Raw genomic sequence first — 24305 nt, forward strand, 5'->3', positions numbered from 1 at the left:
TTTCTGGCCGATATCCAATTTCCTGGAGTGAAAATATGAAACAACAAATATCGACGCTGGCGCTGGGACTGCTCGCGGGCATGCTGGCCGGCTGCGGCGGCAATGGTGGCGAAGAATCAACCGGCAGCGACAGCGGAACGCGGGCGATGTCGAATGTCAGTGCGAATGCGGCCTGTCCGGCCTGGAGCGCCAGTGCGGTGTTTACTGCCGGCATGTGCGTGATTTACGACAGCAAGGTCTACAAGGCGAAGTGGTGGACCCAAGGAAATGTGCCGGGGACGGAGCAATGGGGACCGTGGGAGTTGAGCCCGCTGACACCAACGCCGACGCCACCGCCCGTACCGACTCCGACGCCAACTCCGACGCCTACCCCAACACCAACGCCAACACCAACGCCAACACCAACACCAACCCCGACACCGGGCGGCGTTCCGACCAGGGCGCAGGCCGAGGCGCGCGAAGCGCAGCTGACCGACAACGCCTTCTTCCGCACGGTCAAGGCATCGATCCGTACGCTGGACAATGCGGGGGTGGAGCAGGTAGTGCCGGGGCGCAGCGCCAATCCGATCAACGTCAAGCGTGTCGAGCGGCTGCTGCCGGCGACCAAATGGGATCACTTCTTCGCCGTGCGCGAGCCGAGCTATACCTATCAGCGTTTCCTACAGGCCGTGGCCAAGTTTCCCGCCCTGTGCGACGACTATGCCGACGGGCGCGATGCCGACGGCATCTGCCGCCACACGCTGGCAACCATGTTCGCGCACTTCGCGCAAGAAACCGGCGAACACAACGCGAGCAGCACGATTCCGGAGTGGCGCCAGGGCTTGAAGTACCTGCGCGAACTGGGCTGCGACGAAACCGGCGCCGGCTGCGGCTACAACGCCGAGTGCGCCGATCCGGTGTTCAATTCGGTCTGGACCTGTGGAAAGAATCCGGACGGCAGCTTCAAGAAGTATTTCGGACGCGGCGCCAAGCAGCTGTCGTACAACTACAACTACGGGCCGTTCTCGCAGATCATGTTCGGCGGCGATCAATCGGTCCTGCTGCGCGATCCGGACCGGGTGGCGTCGACGTGGCTGAACCTGGCGTGGGCGACGTTTTTCTTTGTGTATCCGCAGCCGCCCAAGCCATCGATGCTGCATGTGATCGACGGCACCTGGGTGCCGAACGCGGCCGACCGCGCGGCCGGGGCGGGGAATAATTTCGCCACCACGATCATGATCATCAATGCCGAGTGCGGACAGGGCACGGAAAAGGCGGCGGCGCAGAACCGCATCAACTACTACAAGCAGTTTGCCGGTGAGCTGGGGTGGAATGTGGGGGCGGAACAGTTATCGTGCGCGACCATGCAGCGCTTTGGGCCGTCGAGTTCGGCGTCGTACAGCATTTACTGGGAGAAGAACTGGAATGAGGGTGGGCAGAACCAGTGTCAGCTGGTGAGTTACCAGACGCCGTACAGCGCGTTGATTGCGGATAACTATGTGAAGTGCGTGCAGGATAACTGGAAGGTCAAACTCCAGTAAAGAAAAAGGCCACCCGAATCGGCGAACCGGAACAGCCTTTAATATAGTCACCCATAAAACCGTCTTCCCCCGCGCAGGCGGGGATCCATAGCAGCGTTGCTGATAGGTGCTATGGATTCCCGCCTGCGCGGGAACGACGGGTGTGTGGCTATGTAAAGAAAACCGGCGGCCGGCGAACCGGGGTCTGTCCCCGGTTTTGCAAGTTTGATTTACAGCGCCAGCCGTGCGCGCGCGGCGTCGTATTCCTGCTTCAGGCGCGCCACCATCTCAGCGACGGTCGGCACATCATTCATCATCCCCACGCCCTGCCCCGCGCCCCAGATGTCGCGCCAGGCCTTGGCGCTGCCCGAACCGAAGCTCATCTTCGACTTGTCCGATTCCGGCAAGGCATCGGGATCGAGCCCGGCGTTGATGATCGATTTCTTCAGATAGTTTCCGTGCACGCCGGTGAACAAATTCGTGTACACAATATCGGCCGCCGCCGATTCCACGATCGCATCGCGATACGCATCGGTCACGTTCGATTCCTTGGTCGCCAGCCAGCGCGAGCCGATGTACGCAAAATCGGCGCCCATCGCCTGCGCCGCCAGAATCGCGTCGCCCGTGGCAATCGAACCCGACAAGGCCACCGGGCCATGGAAGAATTTACGCACTTCACCGACCAGCGCGAATGGCGACAGCGGCCCGGCATGTCCGCCAGCGCCAGCGGCCACCAAAATCAAGCCATCCACGCCCGCTTCCAGCGCCTTTTCGGCATGCCGGATCGACACCACATCGTGCATCACAATCCCGCCGTAGCTGTGGATAGCGTCGAGCATCTCTTTCGGCGGCGCGCGCAGCGAGGAGATGATGATCGGCACCTGATGCTTGACGCACATCGCGACGTCGTGTTCCAGGCGGTCGTTGGACTGGTGCACGATCTGGTTGACGGCAATCGGCCCCACCTTGGCACCCGGGTTGGCAGCCTGGTAATCGTCCAGCTCTTGCTTGAGGTCGCTCAGCCAGGTGTCGAGCAACTCGGCCGGACGGGCGTTGAGCGCGGGGAAGGAACCGACGATCCCCGCCTTGCACTGCGCCGCCACCAGCGCGGGCCCGCTGGCGATGAACATCGGCGATCCAATGACGGGAAGGGTGAGGTTTTGCAGCGCGGCGGGCAATGCCATGTCGGTCTCGCAATCGAAAAAAGTGGATGGAAGCAAATTCTCATCCATTATAGTGCGAAAAAAGTACGATCGTGCTTGAAAGCGCGGCAGTACTGTGTTTACAGGTCGCTGTTGACCAGTTCTTCACCATCGCGCTTGGCCGCACCGGCCCGCACCAGCGATTGCACGGCCCAGTCGGCCATCTGGCCGGAGGTCTCGAAACGCTGCAAATGGCGCGCGCGCGCGCCTTCCAGCACCGGGATGGTGGCGAACATATGCGCCACGTCCGCCAGGCTGATGCGCTGGCGTTCGAGCAGCAGGAACTTGAGGATGACCTTGACCGCGTTTTCGGAGTTGCGCAGCGGATCGGCTTCGAGGAAGTTCAGGCGCGTGACCGCCCGTTTGAGCGCCGGCTGGACATCGGTAAACATGGCGCCGTGGCCGGGAATGACGAGGCGGGCGTCGAGGCTGTCGATCAGTTCCAAGGTGGCGCGTGCCTCCAGGAAGCCCGATTCACCGTCGAGCTCGGGAAAAATCACGCCGAAGCCGTTGCGCCACAGCGCGTCGGCGGAAATGACGATCCCTTCGCCCGGGCAAAAGAAGATCAGCGAATGCGGGTGGTGTCCCGGCGCGCCCAGCGCCTGCCACAGCTTGCCGCCCAGTTCCAGCTCGTCGCCGGGCGACACGCTAAAGTCGGCTTTGAACGGCTCGCACTGCTGGCCGGTGGCCTTGAAACTGAGCGCGTCCTCGTCCCAGGCCGCCACATTGCCAGCCTCGGCCACGGGAATGCCGATGCGGCAGCCGTAGCGGGCCTTGAGGGCCGCGTTGCCGCCGCAGTGGTCCGAATGCAGGTGGGTGTTGATGACGCGCGCCAAGGGCCGCTCGCCGAGCGCGTGGCCGACCAGCGCCAGCGTCTGCGGCACGTGGGTCTTGTAGCCGCTGTCGATCAGGGTGGCGTCGCCAGCTCCGGTAAACAGCACATTGTTGGATGACAGCCAGCCGCGTTCGAACACCTGCATCGACGCCGGCAAGCGCGCCGGGTCGGGATTTAACATTGCACTCATGGGGGAACTCATTTTTTCATTTGAAACGCGAGCGAGATCTTGGCGAACTCGATCAGGACGGCTTGCGAGCCGCCATTGAAGGTGGTGAAGGAATTGCCGGTGCGTACAACCATGCGCGGCGGGAACAGCCAGGACATGTAGGGAATGCCGATCATCTTGGCGCCGCGCACGTCGCGCCATGCTACCTGCTTGTCGTACAGCCAGGTCTGGCGGATGCCGGTGGCGTCCACCGTGGTGGTGGCGCGCAGGAACCAGTAATAACTGACCCCCAGCATGATGATGGCGCCCACCAGCAGCGCCTTGACGCCGATCCCGAACGACGGCAGCGGAAAGCGCCAGGCCACGCTGGCGGCGTACCCCAGCAGCACCACGGTGACGATGGTGGCGAAGACCTTGAAGCCGGTCCCGTAGGCGGGGCCGGTAACCGCTTGCTGCGGGGTGTAGAAATTCATTTAGTCGAAGTCCAGTTCGGATTCACGGCGGCGGATCTCGGCCCAGACCGTGCGTTTGTACTCATCACTAGCCGTGCCCCAGGCGACGATTTCATCGAGGGTGCGCAGGCAGCCGCGGCACAGGCCCTTGCCGGCCGCCTTACCGGACGCGCTATCGGGCGCCATGTCGCACAAGCTGATGCAGGGGGACGGCACCGGCGTCTGCAGTTCGGGATTCATGCGGCCCCCACGGCTTTGAGCGCTGCGGCGGCCTTGGCGGCGACTTTGGCATTGAAACGCAGCGGGTCGATCACATGGCGCTCGTGGGTGCCTTCGCAGACGCGGTCGACGCCATCCCACGCTTCCACCCGGAACAGCAGGCGGCGGCCATCGACTTCCAGCACTTCGCCCTTGATCAACAAGGTCATGCCGGGCGGAGTCGGCGCAAAATGCGAAAAATGCACCATCGTGCCCAGGCTTTGCTCGCGCGGCCAATCCATGAAGGGCATGACGCCGTGCACGCAGGCCAGTTCCATCATGCCGACCAGGTAGCCGGTGGCCAGCACGTCGGGCATGTCGAGGCAGAAACCGGTGTCGTGGTACAGCTGCGGCACGCTGGCGCGCGGCGGGACGGTGTAGCTCCACTCGAAGCGGAAGCCGGCTTGCAGGTCGGGACTCATGCGCGGATTATGCCTTCTTTTAACGTTGCTCGATGAGCTCGACTTTGTTTCCGAAAGGATCGTTCACGGTGGCGCGTTGCAGTCCGTCCACCATCTCTTCTATCTGGACATCCACGCCAGCACCCCTCAACGCACGGACAAACGCATCGACACCGGCGACGATCAGGGCCGGGTGGACTTTCCTGGCGGGCTGGAAGGCGCTGTCGGCCCCCAGGTGCAACTGGGCGCTGCCGCACTGGAACCAGGCGCCGCCGCGCACGGCCAGGTGGGCCGGCTTGGGCACTTCGGGCAGGCCCAGCACGCCGTTGTAGAAGGCGCGCGCGGCGTCTTCCGCGCCGACCGGCATCGCAATCTGCACGTGGTCGATTCCTGTAATGTGTGCCATCGTTTCTCCGCTGTGACGGGATTGATACATAAAAACGTCATTATCGCATTCAGACGAATCGCGCTTGACGGAGACGCTCACAAGGGTAGACTACCATCCATACAGATGGCGTACGGATGCCACGCAGATGATATTGGAGACATATGAACGCCCGCGACCTGAAACTGAAACCTGCTGAATCGGAAAAAATCACCATCAACCTGGGCTTGATCGATCTTGGCCAGATCGACCTCCTGGTCAGTGAAGGGTTTTATTCGAACCGGACCGACCTGATCCGCACGGCGATCCGCAATCAGCTCAATACCCATGCCGAAGTGGTCCGGCAAACGGTGGCGCGCAAGAGCTTGGTGCTGGGAATGCATCATTATTCCAGGGCCGACCTCGAAGCTGCGCTGGCGGCGGGCGAACGGTTGCAGATCCAGGTACTGGGCATGGCAAGCATCGCCAGCGACGTCTCGGTAGAGCTGGCGCTGGCAACCATCGAATCTATTTTTGTACTTGGAGCCCTGCATGCAAGCAGCGTGATCAAGACAGCACTGGCGGGCCGCATCCTCTGATGCGCTTACATAAGGAAAAAGCCAATGAAACTCAATGACAAACTGTTCGCGAACATGCGGGCGGCAACCAAGACCCTGATGGGCCAGGGCCCGAAATCCGCCACCAGCGTCATTCAGGATGCGCTCAAGGTCCTGACGCCCCACAAAGGCGGTGCCGCCCAGCCAACGGCGGCGCCATCGGGCGCGCGCGAAATCACGCCGCCGATGCCTTCGCTCAACGGCGCGCACGGCTTCAGCCAGGCGCGTGCGGGTACAGCGCCGCCCGGGCCGCAACCGCAGCCGGCGTCCCAGCCGCATGCGGCGGGTCCCTTGAACCACGAGCAATACGTCAAGAACGTGGTGCAGGACGCGACCGCCGCCTTTAACAACCTGATGCCCGACCTGCTCGCCAAGCTCGACCGTGCCGGGGCGAATGGCCATGCCGCCTTCAAGATGCCCAATTTCGACATTCCGGGCATGAACGGCATGCAGGGCGGCGGCACGTCGACCCCAGCCGAGGCGCTGCCCGGGAAATTTACCGACGGCAGCTTCACGAATGCGGCCGGCACCCGGACCTACAAGTTGTACGTGCCGAGCAGCTACACTGGCCAGCCGATGCCGCTGGTGGTGATGTTGCATGGCTGCACCCAGGACCCGGACGACTTCGCCACCGGCACGCAGATGAATGTCCTGGCCGAAGAAATGCAGTGCCTGGTGGTGTACCCGGCGCAATCGATGCAAGCCAATTCTTCGCGCTGCTGGAATTGGTTCAATGCGGTCGATCAACAGCGCGGCCAGGGCGAGCCGTCGATCATTGCCGGCATCACCGAGACCGTCATGCACAACCATGCGGTCGACGCCAGCCAGGTGTATGTGGCCGGACTGTCCGCCGGCGGGGCGATGGCGACCATCATGGGCACCTTGTATCCGGAACTGTATGCGGCCGTGGGCGTGCATTCGGGGCTGCCGTTCGCCTCGGCGCATGATCTGCCGTCGGCCCTGGCTGCCATGAAGGGCAATTTCGGGCCGCAGCGCGCCAGCGGCAAGTCGATTCCGATCATCGTCTTCCATGGCGACAAGGATACGACCGTGCATCCGGTCAATGGGGACGAGCTGATCAAGCGCGGCGCGCATAGCGTGATGCAGGAAATCATCGAGCCGGGCCGTGTGCCGGACGGACACGCCTACACGCGCACCGTGCACCAGACCGTCAATGGCACGCCGCAGGCGGAACAGTGGCTGATCCATGGCGCGGGACATGCCTGGTCCGGCGGCAGCGCACGCGGCAGCTATACCGATGGCAAGGGGCCGGACGCCAGCCGCGAAATGATGCGCTTTTTCCAGACCAAGCGCTAAGGCTGGTTCAAAGGGGATCGAACTCCCGTCGATCCGGATACTGCCGGGTCGGCGGCGCCGCGCGCTTATTGATGAGGCAAAAACCCGTGCTTAGTCGGGCAGGAAATTCTCATTGAGTACCTGGACCAAGGTCCAGGTACTCCTGCGCGGCAGCCCCTGGAGTTCCATGTGTTCGGCGGCGATGCCAAGGGCTTCCTTCCAGGCATCGTCGAGCCAGTCGACATCGACCAGGGCCGACTGCAAACTGGGCATCTTGCGCAAGACGCGCGCAATGCTCATGCGCTGGTCGCCGATGCTGCGCAACAAGGCCGTATTGCGCCGGTCGGGCTGCGTATGCCATTCCAGCAATTGCGCAAACAAAGCCGACATGCGGCGTCCCAGCTCGCGTTTTTCGGCCTTGGCAACGCCTTCGATTTCTTCGGCGATGTTCTCCAGGTCGAGCGACGACCACTGCCGCGCCCGCAATAAGGCAGCCTGTTGGTAAGCCCAGGCCACCACGTCGGTGTCGTACAAATCCGCCATTGACCACTCCCTGTTCAAAGCCAACCCAGTCTCCGTATGGTAAGCCAAGCGAGCCCGGCACGGCTGAAAATGCCTGCTGCACGACAAGATAGTGGCATGGAAGGCGACGTTCTGCAGACAAAACGGGGCAGTATGCGCCATGTGGACGTGTCTGCGGACCTGCTACTCCACAAACTTTCTGATGGCAGCGATATGCGCACTTACTTAGAGCCTATCTCAGTAGATCGGAGTCGCTGCTGACGCGCCTGGCAAGGCGGGCTGCCTCGGTATTGCTTCGAAATACCCTCGTCGTTGCATGGCCAGCCATGCGGCCTCCTCGCGCCTTGCCAGCGCTTGCCATGCATCGCCTACGCGCATGTCGCCATCCGCTTCCCCCGATCTACTGAGACAGGACTCGTAGTCCTGCGTTTACGCAGGGCTAAGCGCGCTGTCGAGACTTGGGATCTTCCGAGCTTGCGGGCGATGGCAAGCCCATCCTCGTCATACAAAGCACCCATCATCAGCTCCTTGTTGCTGCCTCAAGTGTGAGCTGATAAATCGCGCCCACGTTTGCTAAGCGTCAATGGTGCGCCGGGACGAACATGGAACTTGAACACGCCTCTGCGGTCTATAACTACGTAGACTTAATCCGTAACGGTGAAGGCTTCTCATGTCGGCATGTCTGTGAAGATTGCCGCGAGATGCGGGCAATATCCGCTTCCGGTTCTGTTCAAACAATCGAGGTAATCATTCGACTGCAAGGAGCCTTCGCCATGTTCATATTCAGAACGACGTTCACCGAAGAAGATGTTCAACGCCTGGAGCAGCGCTTAGCGGTTTACCGCGTTCCCAGCCCACCCGTCTCGGCGCGTACCGAGCAAATCATTGATGCTGTAGAGTTTTCGTCCGAGGATGTGCAAAACGCCGCTACCGCCGCTGCAAACGCACTGGCAAGGGAGTAGAACATGGGACACATGTTTTCAGCACTCGTTTCCGGCAACGGTGATGTATCCGGCGCATTGGCATATGCCGACTACAAGCGCAGCAAGATCGAATGGCGTGTAAGGTTCCGTTCTCAGCACATGCATGAACCTGATGCGGCTGACGAGGAGGCATTTATTCAAATACAAATGTTATCGGTAAATATTGAGAACTTCCGGCGGCGTGGCGACCGTGCCGCCGCGCAATATCTTACGGAAGCGCTAAAAGACAAGGTTGCGCCACTCGCTCTGGAGGTTTATCAGTCAGAATTATCAGGGAAATTTGCAGTGCTGGAGGAACGGGTGCAGTCGAGCCTGCAACAAATCCAGTCGCAACTGAACGAAAAGAAGACGTTCGGCGGATGGATGAAAGAGATCGGAACCGCGTTCGTCTCCAGTCTAGCCTTGGTGGCGATTGTCGGGGCGATCCTGACCGGATATGTTGGACTTGCAAAACTAACAGCATCTGTGGAAAAGGCGGTGGGACTCGGAACCAACCCTGCCTACAAAGCGGCCTTTGAAAAGCCCATTCCCACGCCTCGCAGTCCGCAGGATGGAGATTGACAACTGGTGAGGGCCTGCAACCGAACTCACCCGTGCACCGGCCCGTCCGCAATGTCTTTTTGCGCATCGATGTGCTGTTTCAGGCAAGCCGGGCACCAGCAAGCCGCCGCGTCGTCCGCGGCCGGCACTATCACCACCGGCGGCAGCCCGGTGCACCAGCACGGCCCGGCAGTGCCATCGGCCATGGCGCAGCCGAACTGGGCGCCGCAACGGCTGCAGGTACTCATGGCGCGCCGCTTTCCGGCGCGCCGAGCCACAGTGGGAAAAAACAACGACGGGCAATGCCATTCATGGGCCTGTTTCCTGATCAATTGATGCGCTGCCACGCGTGCCACAAGCGAAGCGAAAAGTGCCATGGGAATTCATTTAAGCCCAGCCTAACGGATCAAAAATGAAAATACAACAAGATAGCCCTATAATGCCCACAAGCTTCTCCCTGTTGCCTGTAAAATCTCGCAAAATTTCATTTCCGGACCCGCCATGACCGCTCCTTTGCCCACACTGAAGACCGACCATCAAGACGACCTGACCGCGGTTTCTCCGCAGATCAAGGCGCAGATCCTGGCCGAGGCACTGCCGTATATCCGCAATTTCCATGGCAAGACCATTGTCATCAAATACGGCGGCAATGCAATGACCGACGAACGCCTCAAGCACGGCTTCGCGCGCGACGTCATCCTGCTCAAGCTGGTCGGTATGAACCCGGTCGTGGTACATGGCGGCGGTCCCCAGATCGACAACGCCCTGAAAAAAATCGGCAAGCAAGGCACTTTCGTGCAAGGCATGCGCATTACCGACGAAGAAACCATGGAAGTGGTCGAATGGGTGCTCGGCGGCGAAGTCCAGCAAGACATCGTGATGCTGATTAACCACTACGGCGGCCAGGCTGTCGGCCTGACCGGCAAAGACGGCGGCCTGATCCGCGCGCGCAAGATGGCCATGCCCGACAAGGAAAACCCGGGCCAGTTCCTCGACATCGGCTTTGTCGGCGAAATCGACGCCATCAACCCGGCCGTGGTCAAGGCGCTGCAGGACGATGCCTTCATTCCGATCATCTCGCCGATCGGCTTCGGCCAGGATGGCCAGGCCTACAACATCAACGCCGACGTTGTCGCCGGCAAGATCGCGGAAATCCTGAAAGCGGAAAAGCTGATCATGATGACCAATATCGCCGGTGTGCAAGACAAAAAAGGCAACCTGGTGACCGACCTGTCGGCGCGCGAGATCGACGAAATGTTCGCCGATGGCACCATTTCCGGTGGCATGCTGCCTAAAATTTCATCGGCGCTGGACGCCGCCAAGTCGGGCGTGAACACCGTTCACATCATCGACGGCCGAATCGAGCACTCTTTGCTGCTCGAAGTCTTGACCGAACAGGCTTTTGGCACTATGATCCGGTCGCACTAAAATTTTTGTGGCGGCATCAGCCGCCACGGAAATATCAAGACCGCCCTTTTAGCTCAGTGGTAGAGCACTCCCTTGGTAAGGGAGAGGCCACGTGTTCAATCCACGTAAAGGGCACCATTCCTCTCGCAGCACCCTCCCCATCAATACACCCGCTCGACCGTCAGCCCTTTTGCGCCCAGCAATGCCGGCACGCTGTTCTTGCCGACCAGGTGCAGCACGCCGATCGCCGCCACGCTCTTGTCCTGTTTGGCCAGCAAGGCCGCCAGCTTCTCGGCCAGCGGTCCGTTGCGTTCTTCCAACAGCACCTTTTGCATGAATTTGCCCGACACGCTGGTGTCGTTCTCGACCTTGGCCGCCACCGCATCGAGCGCCGCCTTGTCGGCCGAACCCCAGGCATCGACAATCTGGCGCATTTCCGCGCGCTGCTTGCCGTTCTCCATCATCTCGACGCTCTCTTCCAGGAACTTCCACTGCTCTTCCACCCCCAGGCGGTCGAACATGGCGAACTGCGCGCTGATCGATTCGAGCTCGATCACCGGGACCTTGCCGGCACGCGCCATCTGGGCCAGCTTGATGTCCACCGCCAGCTCGGCCTGGTAACCCTCGGATGCGTACTCGGCCAGGGTCAGGGTGGTGGCCACCAGCCACGGCTTGAAGCGCGCCACCGCGGCCGGATCGATTTTCGCCTTTTTCAAGGCTTGCTCGACGCGCTTGCGAAACGCCGGCGAGCGCTCCTGGAAGCCGGGCTTGCCGGGCGCCAGCATGGCATGCGCCTGCATCGCCGCGCCGAGCTTGGCCGGGTCTTGCAGCAGGTCGACTTCCAGTGCCAGCGCCGAGGCATTCTGGATGGCGGTGGCGATGCGCGGCTCGAGCGGATAGAACTCCGGCAAGCCCACGTGCATGGTGCCGAACAGGTACATCGTGTGGCCGCTGCCGCTTACCTTGAACAGCGCGCCGCGCTCGGCGCCCCAGGCCGACGGCAGGGCCAGCATCAGCAAGCTGAGGAACACCACTATAATTGGACGTCTCATGCGTTTTTTCCTTGTTGGTTCACTTCCGCGTTTTTATTCAGGTCTCTTGTGTCCAATCTTACCCGCTCCGCCCCGCTCTGGTTGTTTGATCTCGACAATACGCTGCACAACGCTTCGCACGCGATTTTTCCCACCATCACGGCCAACATGAACGTGTACATCGCGCGGGTGCTGGGCGACGGCGTCACGCCCGCCAGCGCCGACGTGGTCAACGCCGCCCGCCTCGAATACTGGAAACGCTACGGCGCCACCCTGCTCGGGATGATCAAGCACCACCAGGTCAGCGCCGCCGACTTCCTGCACGAGACGCACAACATCGAACAGCTCGAAGAGATGATCCGCTACGAACGCGGCCTGGCGCGCCTGCTCAGGCGCCTGCCGGGACGCAAAATCCTGCTGACCAACGCGCCGACGCGCTATTCGACCGAGGTCATGCGCCACCTCGGATTGCGGCGCCACTTCAGCCACCACATCGCCATCGAAAACATGCACGTGCATGGGCAGCTGCGGCCCAAGCCGTCCAAGCTGATGCTGCGCCGCCTGCTGCGCAAGCATGGCGTGTCCGCGCAGCGCTGCATCCTGGTCGAAGACACCCTGGCCAACCTGCGCACCGCCAAACAGGTCGGTATGCGCACCGCATGGGTGACCCAATATCTGCGCATGGCCAACCCCATCGGTGTTGCGCCGTTGCCAAAAAAGTTAAAACGCCCCGCTTACGTCGATGTCAAAGTAAAATCCGTGCTTCAGTTGCCGAGATGCATGAATCGGCTACGTTGACACCGACAAACCACTCATCGAGAACACATGGCAAGCACCAAGCCGGGCCAGCGCAAGCTGCAAATCCTCCAGGCTCTGGCCTCCATGCTGGAGCAGCCCAAAGGCGAGAAAATCACCACGGCGGCACTGGCAGCACGGCTGGGCGTATCCGAAGCGGCGCTGTACCGCCACTTCGCCAGCAAGGCGCAGATGTTCGAAGGCCTGATCGAATTCATCGAATCGAGCGTCTTCGGCCTGATTAACCAGATCGCCGAAAACGAACAGGGCGGCATCGACCAGGCCCACGCCGTGCTGCAGATGCTGCTCGGCTTCGCGGCCAACAATCCCGGCATGACGCGGGTGCTGATTGGCGACGCCCTGGTCAACGAAGACGAGCGCCTGCAACTGCGCATGAACCAGTTCTATGACAAGGTCGAACTGGCCTGCAAGCAGTCGCTGCGCCTGGCCGTGACCCAGGGCCACGGCCAGGAAGCCGATGTCGCCGCGCGCGCCAGCCTGCTGGTCGCCTACGTGGTCGGACGCTGGCACCGCTACGCCAAGAGCGGCTTCCGCCACAATCCGGCCGAAGGCACGGCCCTGCAGATCTCCCTGCTGCTGGCGGCCTGACCGCCTTTGCACCGATGAACAGCACGCCCTGCTTTGCCCTGCTCGATGACGCCACCGGCACCGGCGAGCATGCGGCATCGCGCCTGTACACGGGCCACGCGGGCACCCTGCGCTGCGACCAGGCGGACGATTGGCCGACCGTGCTGGCGCAGCTCCAGCAAGCGCTGGCGCGCGGCCTGCACGCGGTGGCGGTGCTCGCTTATGAACTGGGCGGGCACTTGCTCGGCATCGATACGCACGCCATCGACAGCCCACTGGCGCAGGTGCTGCTGTTCGATACCTGCACCCGCCTCTCGTCCGCCGAGGTGACTGTCTGGCTGGATGCGCAAACGGCCGCGCAAGCGGGGGGCGGCGATCACCCAGCCGGCATCGCCAACGTGCGCGCCAACGTCGGCCAGCAGGCGTTCAGCGACGCCCTGGCGCGCATCCACGAGTACATCGCCGCCGGCGACACCTACCAGGTCAACTACACCTACCGCCTGCACTTCGACGCCTTCGGTTCGCCCCAGGCGCTGTACGCACGCCTGCGCGCGCGCCAGCCGGTGCCCTACGGCGCCCTGATCGCCCTGCCCGACAGCGGCGCCGTCCTGTCGCTCTCGCCCGAACTGTTCGTGCGCCACCAGGGCGGTGAACTGGTCGCGCGCCCGATGAAAGGCACCGCGCCCGCGTGCGACGACGAGCTTGAGAACGCGCGCCGCGCCGCCGCGCTCGCGGCCGACCCCAAGAACCGCGCCGAAAACCTGATGATCGTCGACCTGCTGCGCAACGACCTCGGAAGAGTCGCCGTCACCGGCAGCGTCGCGGTACCCGCGCTGTTCGACGTGCAGCGCTTTTCCAGCGTGCTGCAGATGACGTCCACCGTGCGCGCCCGCTTGCGCCCGGACGCCGCGCTGGCCGATATCTTCGCCGCCCTGTACCCGTGCGGTTCGATCACCGGCGCCCCCAAGCGGCGCGCCATGGAAATCATCCGCGAACTGGAACCTGCGGCGCGCGGCGTCTACACCGGCGCCATCGGCTGGTTCGAGCCGCCCGCCGCGCCTGGGGCGATCGGCGCCTTTTGCCTGTCGGTGCCGATCCGCACCCTGGCGCTGCAGCCCGAACACGCCGGCACGCGGCGCGGCGAAATGGGCGTGGGCGCCGGTATCGTCTACGACAGCGATTGCGCCGACGAATACGCCGAGTGCCAGCTCAAGGCGCGTTTTCTCACCGGCCTGCAAAACCAGTTCGAGGTCTTCGAAACCCTGCACGCCACGCGCGAGGATGGCTGCCGCCAGCATGAGCGGCACCTGGCGCGCATGGCGCAATCGGCGCGCTACTTCGGCTTCGCGTTCGATGAAACGGCCGCCCATGCGGCCCTGGACGCCGCCTGCGCCGCGCTGGCGCCGGGCGTGGCATCGCGCATGCGGCTCGCCATCGGCCCGTCCGGCGACTTTAGCGTGCAAAGCGGAGCATTGGCGGCGCTGGCGCAGCCGGTGCGCGTGCTGCTCGCGCCAGAAGCAATGCGCGCCGACGACCTCTTCCTGCGCCACAAAACCAGCATCCGCACCCGCTACGACGCCGCCTGGCGCGCGGCCGAGGCGCAGGGCGCATTCGACATGCTGTTCTTTAACGAGCGTGGCGAACTGACCGAAGGAGGCCGCAGCAATGTGTTCGTGCAGGTGGACGGACGCTGGCGTACGCCGGCCCTGGCCTGCGGCCTGCTGCCCGGGATCATGCGCGCGCTGGTGCTGGCCGATCCGCAGTGGGACGCCGAAGAAACCATCATCACGCGCGCGATGTTCGAACGCGCCACCGGCCTGATGATCTGTAACGCCCTGCGCGGACCGATGCCGGCGGTGCTGGTCTAATCAATCCAGGCGCGCAAGGCCCGTTCGCCGGCATCGCTGAACACCACCACGCGCGAATCGAGCGAGCGCCTGGCCCAGCCCAGTTCCTCAAAGCGCGCCAGCAGCGCGTCGCCCAGGGTGCCGGCCAGGTGATGCCGGCGCTCGCTCCAGTCCAGGCAGGTGCGGCAAAAGGCGCGCCGCGTGCCGCGTGCCGCGGCCAGGTCGAGCCCGAGCGCGCCGGCAATGGCGCGGCCGGCCTCGGTCAGGCGCAGGCCGGCCGCATCGGGAGCGAAGGCGCCGCGTGCCAGCAGGCGCTCGTAGACCAGCACCCCAAGTTCGCCGGCCAGGTGGTCGTAGCACACGCGCGCCTTGCGCAAGGCCGGCTCGCGCGGGCTCGAACGCAGGCGCAAGGCGCCGGTGCGGAAAGCGACATTCATGAGCGACTCGAGCAGTTGCGCCACATCGTCGTCGGCCAGGCGAAAGTAGCGGTGGCGGCCCTGCGCTTCAACCGCCAGCAGGCCGGCGTCGACCAGTTTGGCCAGATGCGCGCTGATGGTCTGCTTGGTGACGCCGGCAATGCCGGCCAGCTCGGTGGCGGTGAGCGCCATGCCCGACATGAGCGCGCTCAGCACTTCCGCGCGCGCGTGCTCGCCGATCAGGGCGGCGATGCCGATAATATTGGGTCCGTCTTTCATGGTTCGATGGTAGCCGAACCATGCAGGGCGCACAAGCTTGTATAGTAGTCCTTATCGACCAACGAGAAAGCGGCCATGGAACTGATCCGATACCTGAGCGATTCCTACTTCACCGAAGAACAGCTGCTGGCGGTCTCCGGCATCGACCCGGACGAACTGGCGGCGCTGCAGCAGCGCGCGATGATGCCGCAGGCGTCGTACCGGTTGCGCATCGACGTGCAGTGCGACTCCTTCTTCGGCGCGCACCAGGAACACAAGCAGCTCGTTTACTACGCCAAGGGCTATGCTTCGTGGATCGGACTGCTGCAGTCGCTGGGCGGCGAAGGCGATGCCTTCCGCGTGTTCGCGGAGCGCTACCGGGCGCGCCTGACCCAGCTCAAAGCGGCCGGTCTGTGCACCGACGATCCCAAGCTGAACCCGGAACTGGACCAGCACCTGATCGAAGAGTGGCGCCACTTCTTAGAGGGCACCTATGGCGTGTGCACCAAAACCGGGCTGCCGGAAGATATCGCCTCGAAAGAGCTGGCCACGACGATCATCCGCGAGATCATCGGTAAACCGGTCGAGCAAGCCCTGTCGACCCGCGACCGGGTGTGCCTGACCCTGGCGGTCGACCTGTTGGACACCGCCAGCGGCCAGTTCGCGCCCCATGAAAAAGAGCGCAGCTCGCGCCATTTACTCATCGACGAGGTGCGCACGACGTATCAGTTATGACCAAGGCATTTGCCGGGATCGCCAGCTTGTAGGTCAATGAATCCTGCGAAACCAGCCTTCTCAAGCTGTTCGATCCGCGCCGGCGATATTGGTTCCACGCCGGCGCGCGCACTGGCCGTTCAGGCCCGAATGGCGGCTTGCTTGATGATATCGGATAACTTCTCCGCCATCATGATGACCGTCGGATTCAAGTTGATGAGCGGAATTTCGGGAAGGATCGAGGCATCGATGATCCGCAGCCCACCGACCCCATGCACGCGCCCCTGTTCATCGACCACGGCGCGCGGGTCGTCCGCCAAGCCCATCGGCGCACTGGCGCAAGGATGCTGCAAGGTGCCCACCCCGGCCGCCAGCGCGCTGCGGATCTGCTGCTCGCTGTCGTCGGTCGACGCTCCCGGATACAGTTCCTCCACGATCATGCTCTTGAGCGGTTCGGTGGCCGCCAGCTTCCTGGCCAGGCGGAAGCACTCGACCATGCGCCGCATATCATCCTCCGTGCTCAGGTGATTGAGTTCGATCAGCGGGGCCGCGTGCGGATCGCGGCTCTTGAGGCGGATGCGCCCGTGCGAGGTGCAATGCATCAGTTCCAGGCCGAGCGAAAACGCCACGCCGGTCGGGCTGCTGGCCGGGTCGAGCAGGTGCGACGGCGAAATGCCGATGTCGAGCTCCCGCTCCGAGCTGGCATACGAGGAATTGGTCCACCACTGGGAACCGACCACCGGGTGCTCCTGCCCTTTCAGTTCCGCTGTCGCGCTGAAATTCATCCAGAAAAAGGCATGATCGAGCAGATGGGTACCGACCGGCGCATCCTTGACCACGGGAATATCCAGCGCGTCGAGGTCGGCCTTCGGACCGATTCCCGAGCGCAGCAAGATCGCGGCGGAGCCATACGCGCCGGCGCTGAGAATGACTTCCTTGCCGCGTATTGCGCGGCCATCGGCCAGCAAGACCGAAGCCACCCGGCCATTCTCGACGACCAGCTTGTCGATGATGCTGCGCTCGAGAATGCGCAGGTTCGGGCGCGCGCGCACGCTGCGGGTCAGGTAGGCCATGCCGGTGTTCACGCGCACGCCGTTGATGATGTTCATCGGGTTGGGGCCGGCGCCATTGTTCGCTTCGGGATTGTTGAAGTCGTCGACCCGGCGCGCCCCCAGCGCCCAGGCCGCTTGCACCATGGCGCGCTGCACCGGGGTGATGCCCTCCATCGACATCTGATGGATCGGCAGCGGCCCGCTGCGGCCGTGCCAGCGTTCCTCGCCATGCGGGGCGTTTTCCATTTTCTTGTAGTAAGGCAGCACGTCCTCGTAGCCCCAGCCGCGTAAGCCCTTGGCGGTCCAGCGGGCAAAATCGAAGGGCAAGGCCCGGCATGCCACGGCGCCATTGATGGCGGAGCTGCCGCCAAGCACCTTGCCGCGCGGCGCATACAGCGGCTGCGCCTGGGCCAGCGGGATGGCGTGGTAGCCCCATTCGTAGCGGGCGTCGCCGTTGGCGGCGATGATGTTGCTGCTGTAAATTTGTTCAGGGTATTCGTCCGGATCGAAGGCGCTGCCGGCCTCGACCAGCAAGACGCTGAGCCGGGGCAGTTCCGACAGGCGGGCCGCCAGCACCGCGCCGGCGGAACCGCCGCCGAGAATGACGACATCAAACAGGTGACGATCAACAATCATGAGGCTATCCATTCAGACCAGGGTCAGGGTGACATCGATATTGCCGCGCGTCGCGTTCGAATACGGACACACCTTGTGGGCGGCGGCGACCAGCCTCTCCGCCGTGGCGCGCTCCATGCCGGGCAAGGAGATCTTCAGTTCGATCTCGAGGCCGTAGCCGGTGGCGGCCTGGCCGATGCCGGCCGTTCCTTCGATGGCCGCATCGGGCGGCAGCACCACCTTGTCGTGGCGGGCAACCAGTTTCAAGGCGGCCAGGAAGCAGGCCGAGTAGCCTGCGGCAAACAGTTGCTCCGGATTCGAGCCGGGGGCGCCATTGCCGCCCAGTTCGCGGGGCGTGGTCAGGGTGAGCTCGAGCGTCTTGTCGGCCGAAACGGCGCGGCCTTCGCGCCCGCCGCTGACGGTCACGCTGCTGCGGTAGATGATGTTGGTGATGGACATGGGTGTTTCCTGTTGCGTGAATGGGTGGAGTACGGGGGCAGGCCGGCGGCGTGCGGCCGCCGGCGGGCAGGTCAGCGCTTGACGGCGGCCAGGATGACGTCGGCCACTTTGTGCGGCTGCGACAGCATCGGCACATGGCTGCTGGCGAGCACCGTGGTGACCGCATTAAGCTTTTTGGCAAAGGCGCGTTCCAGGTCGGGCGAGATCATGCGGTCGTTGCTGGCGACGATGTAGTAGTTCGGCTTGCTCTTCCAGGCCGCATAGGTGATCTTTTCATCGAAGGCCTTGGCTGGAAACAAGCCTTGCGTGGCGGCGTACGCCCTGGCGGTCGCGGCCGGGATATCCTGGGCGAAGTTGGCCGCATACGAGGCGTCGGACAGGGTCAGGTAGCCGGCGGCGTCGGGCTTGAGCGAAGGCACGCCCGGCGGCACCGGATAATCCTTGCCCACCGTGCCGAGGGTCTCGCCTTCGGACGGCGCGAACGCGGCCACGTAGACCAGCGCCTTGATCTTGTCGCTGTCGCCGGCCTGGGTGATCACGGCCCCGCCCCAGGAGTGGCCGACCAGCACCACCTTGCCCGGCTGGGCGTCGATGGCTTTTCTGGCGGCGCTGACATCGTCGGCCAGCGACGACAGCGGGTTTTGCACGGCCACCACTTTCACGCCCTTCGCTTGCAGCAGCGGGATCACCTTGCCCCAGCTGGAGCCATCGGCAAAGGCGCCGTGCACCAGCACCACGGTGGTGTCGTCGGCGGCCCGGGCCGGCAAGCTGGTGGCGGACAAGGTGGCCGAGACGGCGGCGCTCGCCAGCAGGGTATGTTGAAGTAAGTGTTTCATCATGAAGCCTTGAAGGTGGTTTCCTGCTGGTCGACCCAGGGCTGGAACAGATCGGCCGGCCAGTTAGGATCCACGTTCGAGGCGCGCGCGAGGCACTTCCAGACGCCGTTGCGCTTTTCGAAGCGGTCGGTGTAGGTGCCGGTCGAGACCACGCCTTCTTTTTCGGCTTTCCAGGTGACGATCCAGTTCCATTCGACCAGGGCCACATTGTCGCCGCCGTCGATGACGAAGGTGCCCAGCGCATGGCGCATCAGGTGCAGCGGAAACACGCTGTGCGCGTAGTCATACAGCTGCTTGAGTCCTGCCACGCCGCGAAACACGTTCTCGCGGATGTCCTTCACCGAAAATTCGGCTTCCGGCCAGTACAGGCCGATGTAGGTCTGGGCCGATGCCAGGCTGGCATCGTTGTCGATGTAGCGCTGGTGCAGATTGAGTTGTTCGAAGATCTCGAAACGGTCGCTGGTGCTCAAGGGCGTTTGATAGGTCATTACAATGTCTTCCTTTAAAAAATCCAACTGACAAAAAATTGGTAAATTCAGCGCGACAGCCAGCCGGCCGCCACGCGTGACAACAGGGGCATCAGCCAGTACACCATCAGGCCCGACACCACGGTGGCGCTCAGCGCAGCGAGCGCCAGCGCGGGCACGGCCGGGGCCAGCCGCTCCGCCGCCGCGCGCACCACGGCGGGAATGAGCGTGGTCAGCGGAAACACGGCCAGGGTCGAGAGCAGCCATTGCTTCCAGCGCCTGGGCAGCGCGCCCGCGCCCGAGGGGGTGAACCAGAACGCCGACCCGGCGTGGACCTGGTAGCGTTCTTCGCGCAGCAGCCACGGGCGGGCCTGTTCGATCAACCGGCGCCGCTGCGGCGAAACCAGCCACGCGCTGGCATCGCCCACCGTGGCAAAGCGCAGCAGCACCACATAGCTGGCGCCGGCGCCGACCGGCTTGATCAGGTCCATCGCCAGGTAGCCGCGGCACTGGCGGTGCGCCTGTGTGGCCGCCACCATCCAGCGCTCGTAGTCGGCGCGGTGGCGCGGATCGACCTCGTGCACGATGGCGCTCATGCCTTGCTCGCCCGCCGCCGCCAGGCTCATGCCTGCAGCGGACGGCGCCGCAAGGCCGCGCGCCGGTACAGTTCGGCGCGCGCGGCGATCATCGGATCGCCCGACGCTTCGATACCGTCGATCAGGTGCCCGGGATTGAAGGCGAGCGCCTGCTGCCGCGCCGCCTGCATCCGCGCGTCCGCCTCGACCATCTCGACAGTGAGGATGCCGAGTTCGATTTCCGGGCGCGCATGCGGCCCGCTGCGCGGCCAGGCCAGCGAGCCGTCGTCCGGGTCGTCGCCGGGCGCGGCGCATTGCAGCACCAGGCGCAACCGGGCCGGCCCGCCGCGCAGGCGTTCGCCCAGCTCGGCGCCGAGGAAATCGGTGCCGGGCAGCGCAGCGTGCGGCGGCGCAGTCAGCGCCTGCACCGGTTCGATCCGGTAGCGCCCGTGCACGGCGGCGCCGGCGGCGTCGAGCAAGCGCACGCTGTTCACGCCAAAATACTCCTGTGCCAGGTAACTGGCGGGCGCCGGCTTGGGCGCTTCCAGATAGCGCTTCGCACGCGGATTGCGCGCCAGGAAGGCGTCCAGCGGCAGCGGGTCGGGCCGCGCGCCGCCGGCTGCGGCAATCCCCTGCAAAAAGCCGAGGAACTGCGCCGGCGAGGCCACCGGAAAACCATCGTAGGAATGGGCGACGATGTCGGTGTGGCGGCCATCGGGCAGCAGGAAACGCAGCGCCAGTCCCTGCGGGCCGGCGTCCGGGTCGCCATCGGCCGTGGACGGCACGCCGCTGAAGTTCGAAAAGCGCAAGGTGAGCGGCACCGGCGCGCCCTGCAAATGGGCCGCGCGGCTCAGGCGCGCCGCCGCCGGCGAGGCGCTGAAGCTGCCGTGCGCCACGATGCCTTTGGCATGCGTCACGCGGAAGCCCTCGTGCCTGCCGAAGATGGCATACAGGGCGTCCAGCAATTCCTCATACAGGTCCGGCTGGTTCATGCCGCGCCCGGGCTCATGGTGATGTGCTTGTACTGCAAAAAGTCGTCCATGGCCGCCATGCCGTTCAGGCGCCCCAGACCGGACTGCTTGTAGCCGCCTTCCTCGCATTCGTCGTACACCACGGCCCAGTCGTTGATCCAGACCGTGCCCGCCTCCAGCCGGCGCGCCACCCGCAGCGGACGGTCGACGTCGCGCGACCAGATGCTGGCGGCCAGGCCGAATTCGCTGTTGTTGGCCAGGGCGATAGCCTCGGCTTCGGTATCGAACACCTGCAAGGTCAGGACCGGGCCGAAGGTTTCCTTCTGCACGATGTCGAGCTGCGGGTCGCTCACTTCGAGCAAGGTGGGGCGATAGAAAGCGCCGCGCGCCAGCGCGCCCTCGTTCACCGCGCCGCCGCGCACCAGCACGTTGGCGCCGGCCGCAATCGCCGCTTCGACCACGCGCTCAACGCGCGCCACGTTCGGCTTGTCGATCAACGGCCCCATCTCGCTGGCCGGGTCGCTGGCCGGGCCCACCCGCACCGCCGCCAGGCGCACCGCCAGCTGCGTGCGCACGGCGTCGGCGATGCCGCGCTGTACCAGCAGGCGCGAGCCGGTCATGCAGAACTGGCCGGAAAACACGGTCAGGGCTTTTTCTAGTTTCGGCAGGGCGGCGCCGAGGTCGGCGTCGTCGAACACGATCATCGGCGTCTTGCCGCCCAACTCCAGGCCGAAGCGCTTCAGGCGCCGCGCTCCGACTTCGGCAATCGCGCGGCCGGTGCCGGTGCTGCCGGTGAAACTGATGACCGGAATATCGGGCGACTCGATCATCCACTTGGCGCCTTCCGCGCCCGACTCCGAGAACAGATTGACCACGCCGGACGGCAGGTCCGCCACCCCGGCCATGATGGCCGACACCAGCGCATTGGTTTGCGCGGTCTGGCCCGGCATCTTGATCACCGCCGTGCAGCCGGCTGCCAGGGCCGGCGCCAGTGAACGGATCATCAGCACCACCGGTGAATTCCAGGGCGCGATGATGCCGGCCACGCCGATCGCTTCGCGCAGCACCAGCGAGATGCTGCCCGCCTTCGGTTCGAGGGCGCGTCCGTATTCGGTGCGCACCAGCGAGGCGTAGTAGCGCAGCTTGGAAGGGACCATCGACACTTCGAAGGCCGCCTCCGACTTGATCTTGCCGTTTTCGGCAGACAGCAGTTCGACCAGCGCGGGGGTGTGGCGCTCGAAGGCGTCGGCCAGCGCGTGCAGGACCCGGGCGCGCAGGGCGCGGTCCTCTTTCCAGGGCGAGTCGGCAAAGGCGCGTTTGGCGGCGGCGGTGGCATGCGCCGCTTCGCGCACCCCGCCGTCGGCGTAGCGCCCGATCACCTCGTAGCTGGCCGGATCGATCGAGTCCTGGTGTTGTTCGGAGTCGTGCCATTGGCCGTCGATCCAGTGCAGTGCGGTGCTGTTGTTCATGTTGGTTTCCATTTCAGTCTCTCGGGTAAGGCGGTATTCAGGCGTACAGGCTGGCGATGCGTTCGGCCGTGGCGATGACGGTGACGTTGGTGGCCACCGAGGGCACGTCCGGGAAGATCGAGGCGTCCACCACGCGCAGCCCTTGCAGGCCGTGGACACGGGCCTCGGTGTCGACCACGCTCGAGGGATCGCTGCGCGGGCCCATCGGGGCGGTCGAGGTCGGGTGGTGATAGGTGTCCACGGTGGCCATGATCGAGGCCAGGATCGCCTCGTCCGACTGCGCCTGCGGCCCCGGACTGAGTTCGGCGTGCACCATGGCGGCCAGCGGCGCGCCGGCGCCGATCTTGCGCGCCAGCTTGACCCCTTCGAGCAGGCGGGCGCGGTCTTCAGGTGCCGCCAGGAAGCCGAGGTCGATGCGCGGCGCGTCCAGCGGATCGCGGCTGGCCAGGGTCAGGCGTCCACGCGAGAGGGGGCGGGTCAGCGCCACCGCCAGCACGAAGCCGACCCCGGTCGGGCTTTGCTCGTGCGGGAACAGGTGGGTGGCCGTGATGTGCAGGTCCAGTTCGTCCATCTGGGCGCCGCTGCTGGCGGTCCACAGCTTGGCGCCGATCACCGGCGTCTGCGCGCCGAGCGCTTCGGGCCTGGCGGCGTAGGCGTTGTAATAGAACGGATGGTCGGCCAGGTTTTGCCCGACCGCCAGGTCGGCCACCACCGCGATGCCGAGCGCGCGCAGGTCGGCGGCGGGGCCGACGCCGGAGCGCAGCAGGATGGCGGCGCTGCCGTAGCTGCCGGCCGAGAGGATCACTTCGCCGCCGAACAGTTGTTCACCGCCGGCCAGTTGCACCCCGATGGCGCGCTGGCCATCGAACAGGATCTGGTCGACCAGGCAGTCGGGGCGAATCCGCAAATTCGGAGCGGCGCGCACGGCGGCCGGCAAAAAGGCCATGCCGGTGTTTACGCGCACGCCGTCGACCACATTCATCGAGTACGGTCCGACCCCGTTGGCGTCGGCGCCGTCGAAGTCGGCCACCGCCTTGAAGCCGCAGGCCAGGGTGGCGTCCATGAAGGCGCGCTGCATGGGCGTGATGTCGGCGCGGGTGAGCTGGCGCACCGGCAGCGGTCCGCTGCGCCCGTGCAGGGCATCGCTGCCGCCGCTGCGGGTCTCGAGCCGTTTGAAGTACGGCAGCATGTCGGCGTAGCTCCAGCCGGGCAGGTTCCAGCGCGCAAAGTCGGACGGCCGCGCGCGGATTGCCACCGCGCCGTTCACGCCCGAACTGCCGCCGAGCACCTTGCCGCGCACGGCGCCGATGGCGTGGCCGACGTAACCTGGTTCGCTGCGGTAGCCCCACTCGAATTCGGGGTCGCCGTTGGCGCCGAGGATGTCGCTCGAGGCGATGGCGGCGGGGTAGCCGGCCGCCTCATAGCTGTGGCCCGCTTCGAGCAGCAGCACCGCGCGCTGGCGGTTTTCGCTCAGGCGCCGCGCCAGCACGGCGCCGGCCGAGCCGCCGCCGACGATGATCACGTCGGCATCCTTGGCCGCGCCGCCGGGGGCGCTGGCCGGGTGGGCCGCGCTGTGCTGGCGGCTGTCTTGGGTACTGTGCGATTGCTTGTTCATTCTGATCTCCGTTCGGTGGCAGGTCCACCGGGGCGCAGATTAGAGTGTTTGC

Annotated in this window: 28 protein-coding genes and 1 tRNA gene; 11 read left to right on the top strand and 18 right to left on the bottom strand. The window is 64.5% G+C overall.

Features of this window, described 5'->3' with window-relative positions:
- Positions 1-35 precede the first annotated feature (35 nt).
- On the top strand, positions 36-1520 hold the full coding sequence (locus tag F1609_RS18920) for a glycoside hydrolase family 19 protein (RefSeq protein ID WP_229421945.1): 1485 nt from the start codon (positions 36-38) through the stop codon (positions 1518-1520).
- Between the two features lie 209 nt (positions 1521-1729).
- Here F1609_RS18920 and F1609_RS18925 read toward each other — a convergent pair whose 3' ends face one another.
- The 6 genes from F1609_RS18925 to F1609_RS18950 form a co-directional block, all read right to left on the bottom strand.
- Positions 1730-2683: an NAD(P)H-dependent flavin oxidoreductase gene (locus F1609_RS18925; RefSeq protein ID WP_167078033.1), complete on the bottom strand. Its 954-nt coding sequence runs from the start codon at positions 2681-2683 to the stop codon at positions 1730-1732.
- Positions 2684-2781: 98 nt separating this feature from the next.
- A complete protein-coding gene (locus F1609_RS18930; protein ID WP_229421946.1) occupies positions 2782-3726 on the bottom strand; it encodes an MBL fold metallo-hydrolase in 945 nt (314 codons plus the stop codon).
- Positions 3727-3734: 8 nt separating this feature from the next.
- On the bottom strand, positions 3735-4178 hold the full coding sequence (locus tag F1609_RS18935; RefSeq protein WP_167078035.1) for a hypothetical protein: 444 nt from the start codon (positions 4176-4178) through the stop codon (positions 3735-3737).
- Positions 4179-4397, bottom strand: coding sequence for a DUF1289 domain-containing protein (locus F1609_RS18940; protein WP_167078037.1), 219 nt, complete (start codon positions 4395-4397; stop codon positions 4179-4181).
- Positions 4394-4837, bottom strand: coding sequence for a thioesterase family protein (locus tag F1609_RS18945; RefSeq protein ID WP_167078038.1), 444 nt, complete (start codon positions 4835-4837; stop codon positions 4394-4396). Before F1609_RS18945 ends, F1609_RS18940 begins: the two co-directional genes overlap by 4 nt.
- Positions 4838-4856: 19 nt before the next feature.
- Positions 4857-5222: a VOC family protein gene (locus F1609_RS18950; RefSeq protein ID WP_167078039.1), complete on the bottom strand. Its 366-nt coding sequence runs from the start codon at positions 5220-5222 to the stop codon at positions 4857-4859.
- A 143-nt stretch (positions 5223-5365) separates the two neighbouring features.
- Between F1609_RS18950 and F1609_RS18955 the strand changes: the two genes are divergently transcribed.
- Together F1609_RS18955 and F1609_RS18960 are read left to right on the top strand one after the other, a co-directional pair.
- A complete protein-coding gene (locus F1609_RS18955) occupies positions 5366-5779 on the top strand; it encodes a ribbon-helix-helix domain-containing protein (RefSeq protein WP_166875850.1) in 414 nt (137 codons plus the stop codon).
- 24 nt (positions 5780-5803) lie between these two features.
- Positions 5804-7114, top strand: coding sequence for an extracellular catalytic domain type 1 short-chain-length polyhydroxyalkanoate depolymerase (locus F1609_RS18960; protein ID WP_229421947.1), 1311 nt, complete (start codon positions 5804-5806; stop codon positions 7112-7114).
- A gap of 90 nt (positions 7115-7204) precedes the next feature.
- On the opposite strand, the gene F1609_RS18965 is transcribed toward F1609_RS18960, so the two are convergent.
- A complete protein-coding gene (locus F1609_RS18965) occupies positions 7205-7636 on the bottom strand; it encodes a DUF29 domain-containing protein (protein ID WP_167078041.1) in 432 nt (143 codons plus the stop codon).
- 581 nt (positions 7637-8217) lie between these two features.
- On the opposite strand from F1609_RS18965, the gene F1609_RS18970 reads away from it, so the two are divergent.
- Both F1609_RS18970 and F1609_RS18975 read left to right on the top strand, forming a co-directional pair.
- Positions 8218-8577: a hypothetical protein gene (locus tag F1609_RS18970; RefSeq protein ID WP_167078043.1), complete on the top strand. Its 360-nt coding sequence runs from the start codon at positions 8218-8220 to the stop codon at positions 8575-8577.
- 3 nt (positions 8578-8580) lie between these two features.
- The gene (locus F1609_RS18975; protein WP_167078045.1) at positions 8581-9159 is read left to right on the top strand and encodes a hypothetical protein; all 579 of its coding nucleotides are present in this window, start codon (positions 8581-8583) and stop codon (positions 9157-9159) included.
- Positions 9160-9185: 26 nt separating this feature from the next.
- On the opposite strand, the gene F1609_RS18980 is transcribed toward F1609_RS18975, so the two are convergent.
- On the bottom strand, positions 9186-9386 hold the full coding sequence (locus F1609_RS18980; protein WP_167078047.1) for a cysteine-rich CWC family protein: 201 nt from the start codon (positions 9384-9386) through the stop codon (positions 9186-9188).
- Positions 9387-9639: 253 nt separating this feature from the next.
- Between F1609_RS18980 and argB the strand changes: the two genes are divergently transcribed.
- Together argB and F1609_RS18990 are read left to right on the top strand one after the other, a co-directional pair.
- A complete protein-coding gene (gene argB, locus F1609_RS18985) occupies positions 9640-10566 on the top strand; it encodes an acetylglutamate kinase (RefSeq protein ID WP_166875818.1) in 927 nt (308 codons plus the stop codon).
- Between the two features lie 42 nt (positions 10567-10608).
- A tRNA-Thr gene (locus F1609_RS18990) sits at positions 10609-10683 on the top strand.
- A gap of 23 nt (positions 10684-10706) precedes the next feature.
- Here the strand turns inward: F1609_RS18990 and F1609_RS18995 are convergent.
- Positions 10707-11597 carry a TraB/GumN family protein gene (locus F1609_RS18995; RefSeq protein WP_167078049.1) on the bottom strand — a complete coding sequence of 297 codons (891 nt, stop codon included), beginning with the start codon at positions 11595-11597 and terminating at the stop codon, positions 10707-10709.
- A 48-nt stretch (positions 11598-11645) separates the two neighbouring features.
- Here F1609_RS18995 and F1609_RS19000 point away from each other — a divergent pair, with 48 nt between their 5' ends.
- Genes F1609_RS19000 through pabB form a run of 3 tightly spaced genes read left to right on the top strand, consistent with a single transcriptional unit; the run spans position 11646 to position 14827 of the window.
- A complete protein-coding gene (locus F1609_RS19000) occupies positions 11646-12374 on the top strand; it encodes a pyrimidine 5'-nucleotidase (protein WP_370661643.1) in 729 nt (242 codons plus the stop codon).
- Positions 12375-12401: 27 nt separating this feature from the next.
- Positions 12402-12980, top strand: coding sequence for a nucleoid occlusion factor SlmA (slmA, locus tag F1609_RS19005; protein WP_167078051.1), 579 nt, complete (start codon positions 12402-12404; stop codon positions 12978-12980).
- A 14-nt stretch (positions 12981-12994) separates the two neighbouring features.
- A complete protein-coding gene (gene pabB / locus F1609_RS19010; RefSeq protein ID WP_167078053.1) occupies positions 12995-14827 on the top strand; it encodes an aminodeoxychorismate synthase component I in 1833 nt (610 codons plus the stop codon).
- Here pabB and F1609_RS19015 read toward each other — a convergent pair.
- Entirely contained in the window at positions 14824-15501 is a 678-nt protein-coding gene (locus tag F1609_RS19015) for an ArsR/SmtB family transcription factor (RefSeq protein ID WP_167078055.1), read from the bottom strand. The two genes, pabB and F1609_RS19015, sit on opposite strands and share 4 nt — an antisense overlap.
- A gap of 75 nt (positions 15502-15576) precedes the next feature.
- Between F1609_RS19015 and F1609_RS19020 the strand changes: the two genes are divergently transcribed.
- A complete protein-coding gene (locus tag F1609_RS19020) occupies positions 15577-16215 on the top strand; it encodes a DUF6058 family natural product biosynthesis protein (RefSeq protein WP_167078057.1) in 639 nt (212 codons plus the stop codon).
- Between the two features lie 119 nt (positions 16216-16334).
- Here F1609_RS19020 and F1609_RS19025 read toward each other — a convergent pair whose 3' ends face one another.
- From F1609_RS19025 to F1609_RS19060, 8 genes are all read right to left on the bottom strand, one after another.
- Positions 16335-17882, bottom strand: a complete 1548-nt coding sequence (locus F1609_RS19025) for a GMC family oxidoreductase (RefSeq protein WP_167078059.1) — start codon at positions 17880-17882, stop codon at positions 16335-16337.
- 12 nt (positions 17883-17894) lie between these two features.
- On the bottom strand, positions 17895-18320 hold the full coding sequence (locus tag F1609_RS19030) for an organic hydroperoxide resistance protein (RefSeq protein WP_167078061.1): 426 nt from the start codon (positions 18318-18320) through the stop codon (positions 17895-17897).
- Between the two features lie 71 nt (positions 18321-18391).
- On the bottom strand, positions 18392-19156 hold the full coding sequence (locus F1609_RS19035) for an alpha/beta fold hydrolase (protein WP_167078063.1): 765 nt from the start codon (positions 19154-19156) through the stop codon (positions 18392-18394).
- The gene (locus F1609_RS19040; RefSeq protein WP_167078065.1) at positions 19156-19644 is read right to left on the bottom strand and encodes a nuclear transport factor 2 family protein; all 489 of its coding nucleotides are present in this window, start codon (positions 19642-19644) and stop codon (positions 19156-19158) included. The genes F1609_RS19035 and F1609_RS19040 overlap by 1 nt, the downstream gene beginning before the upstream one ends.
- Positions 19645-19691: 47 nt before the next feature.
- Positions 19692-20249: a putative antibiotic biosynthesis monooxygenase gene (locus F1609_RS19045; RefSeq protein ID WP_167078067.1), complete on the bottom strand. Its 558-nt coding sequence runs from the start codon at positions 20247-20249 to the stop codon at positions 19692-19694.
- Complete coding sequence (locus F1609_RS19050) at positions 20246-21190, bottom strand: catalase family peroxidase (RefSeq protein ID WP_167078069.1); 945 nt, start codon at positions 21188-21190, stop codon at positions 20246-20248. The genes F1609_RS19045 and F1609_RS19050 overlap by 4 nt, the downstream gene beginning before the upstream one ends.
- Positions 21187-22638, bottom strand: a complete 1452-nt coding sequence (locus F1609_RS19055) for an aldehyde dehydrogenase family protein (protein ID WP_167078071.1) — start codon at positions 22636-22638, stop codon at positions 21187-21189. Before F1609_RS19055 ends, F1609_RS19050 begins: the two co-directional genes overlap by 4 nt.
- A 37-nt stretch (positions 22639-22675) precedes the next feature.
- Complete coding sequence (locus F1609_RS19060) at positions 22676-24253, bottom strand: GMC family oxidoreductase (RefSeq protein WP_167078073.1); 1578 nt, start codon at positions 24251-24253, stop codon at positions 22676-22678.
- Positions 24254-24305: the final 52 nt, after the last annotated feature.

This window comes from Massilia aquatica, from assembly GCF_011682045.1.
Taxonomy (GTDB): domain Bacteria; phylum Pseudomonadota; class Gammaproteobacteria; order Burkholderiales; family Burkholderiaceae_D; genus Telluria_A; species Telluria_A aquatica.

What these genes read in the sequence shown, in the direction of transcription:
- F1609_RS18920 (WP_229421945.1), top strand. Translation starts at nt 36, where the DNA reads ATGAAACAACAAATATCGACGCTGGCGCTGGGACTGCTCGCGGGCATG.
- F1609_RS18925 (WP_167078033.1), bottom strand. Translation starts at nt 2,683, where the DNA reads ATGGCATTGCCCGCCGCGCTGCAAAACCTCACCCTTCCCGTCATTGGA.
- F1609_RS18930 (WP_229421946.1), bottom strand. Translation starts at nt 3,726, where the DNA reads ATGAGTGCAATGTTAAATCCCGACCCGGCGCGCTTGCCGGCGTCGATG.
- F1609_RS18935 (WP_167078035.1), bottom strand. Translation starts at nt 4,178, where the DNA reads ATGAATTTCTACACCCCGCAGCAAGCGGTTACCGGCCCCGCCTACGGG.
- F1609_RS18940 (WP_167078037.1), bottom strand. Translation starts at nt 4,397, where the DNA reads ATGAATCCCGAACTGCAGACGCCGGTGCCGTCCCCCTGCATCAGCTTG.
- F1609_RS18945 (WP_167078038.1), bottom strand. Translation starts at nt 4,837, where the DNA reads ATGAGTCCCGACCTGCAAGCCGGCTTCCGCTTCGAGTGGAGCTACACC.
- F1609_RS18950 (WP_167078039.1), bottom strand. Translation starts at nt 5,222, where the DNA reads ATGGCACACATTACAGGAATCGACCACGTGCAGATTGCGATGCCGGTC.
- F1609_RS18955 (WP_166875850.1), top strand. Translation starts at nt 5,366, where the DNA reads ATGAACGCCCGCGACCTGAAACTGAAACCTGCTGAATCGGAAAAAATC.
- F1609_RS18960 (WP_229421947.1), top strand. Translation starts at nt 5,804, where the DNA reads ATGAAACTCAATGACAAACTGTTCGCGAACATGCGGGCGGCAACCAAG.
- F1609_RS18965 (WP_167078041.1), bottom strand. Translation starts at nt 7,636, where the DNA reads ATGGCGGATTTGTACGACACCGACGTGGTGGCCTGGGCTTACCAACAG.
- F1609_RS18970 (WP_167078043.1), top strand. Translation starts at nt 8,218, where the DNA reads ATGGAACTTGAACACGCCTCTGCGGTCTATAACTACGTAGACTTAATC.
- F1609_RS18975 (WP_167078045.1), top strand. Translation starts at nt 8,581, where the DNA reads ATGGGACACATGTTTTCAGCACTCGTTTCCGGCAACGGTGATGTATCC.
- F1609_RS18980 (WP_167078047.1), bottom strand. Translation starts at nt 9,386, where the DNA reads ATGAGTACCTGCAGCCGTTGCGGCGCCCAGTTCGGCTGCGCCATGGCC.
- argB (WP_166875818.1), top strand. Translation starts at nt 9,640, where the DNA reads ATGACCGCTCCTTTGCCCACACTGAAGACCGACCATCAAGACGACCTG.
- F1609_RS18995 (WP_167078049.1), bottom strand. Translation starts at nt 11,597, where the DNA reads ATGAGACGTCCAATTATAGTGGTGTTCCTCAGCTTGCTGATGCTGGCC.
- slmA (WP_167078051.1), top strand. Translation starts at nt 12,402, where the DNA reads ATGGCAAGCACCAAGCCGGGCCAGCGCAAGCTGCAAATCCTCCAGGCT.
- pabB (WP_167078053.1), top strand. Translation starts at nt 12,995, where the DNA reads ATGAACAGCACGCCCTGCTTTGCCCTGCTCGATGACGCCACCGGCACC.
- F1609_RS19015 (WP_167078055.1), bottom strand. Translation starts at nt 15,501, where the DNA reads ATGAAAGACGGACCCAATATTATCGGCATCGCCGCCCTGATCGGCGAG.
- F1609_RS19020 (WP_167078057.1), top strand. Translation starts at nt 15,577, where the DNA reads ATGGAACTGATCCGATACCTGAGCGATTCCTACTTCACCGAAGAACAG.
- F1609_RS19025 (WP_167078059.1), bottom strand. Translation starts at nt 17,882, where the DNA reads ATGATTGTTGATCGTCACCTGTTTGATGTCGTCATTCTCGGCGGCGGT.
- F1609_RS19030 (WP_167078061.1), bottom strand. Translation starts at nt 18,320, where the DNA reads ATGTCCATCACCAACATCATCTACCGCAGCAGCGTGACCGTCAGCGGC.
- F1609_RS19035 (WP_167078063.1), bottom strand. Translation starts at nt 19,156, where the DNA reads ATGAAACACTTACTTCAACATACCCTGCTGGCGAGCGCCGCCGTCTCG.
- F1609_RS19040 (WP_167078065.1), bottom strand. Translation starts at nt 19,644, where the DNA reads ATGACCTATCAAACGCCCTTGAGCACCAGCGACCGTTTCGAGATCTTC.
- F1609_RS19045 (WP_167078067.1), bottom strand. Translation starts at nt 20,249, where the DNA reads ATGAGCCTGGCGGCGGCGGGCGAGCAAGGCATGAGCGCCATCGTGCAC.
- F1609_RS19050 (WP_167078069.1), bottom strand. Translation starts at nt 21,190, where the DNA reads ATGAACCAGCCGGACCTGTATGAGGAATTGCTGGACGCCCTGTATGCC.
- F1609_RS19055 (WP_167078071.1), bottom strand. Translation starts at nt 22,638, where the DNA reads ATGAACAACAGCACCGCACTGCACTGGATCGACGGCCAATGGCACGAC.
- F1609_RS19060 (WP_167078073.1), bottom strand. Translation starts at nt 24,253, where the DNA reads ATGAACAAGCAATCGCACAGTACCCAAGACAGCCGCCAGCACAGCGCG.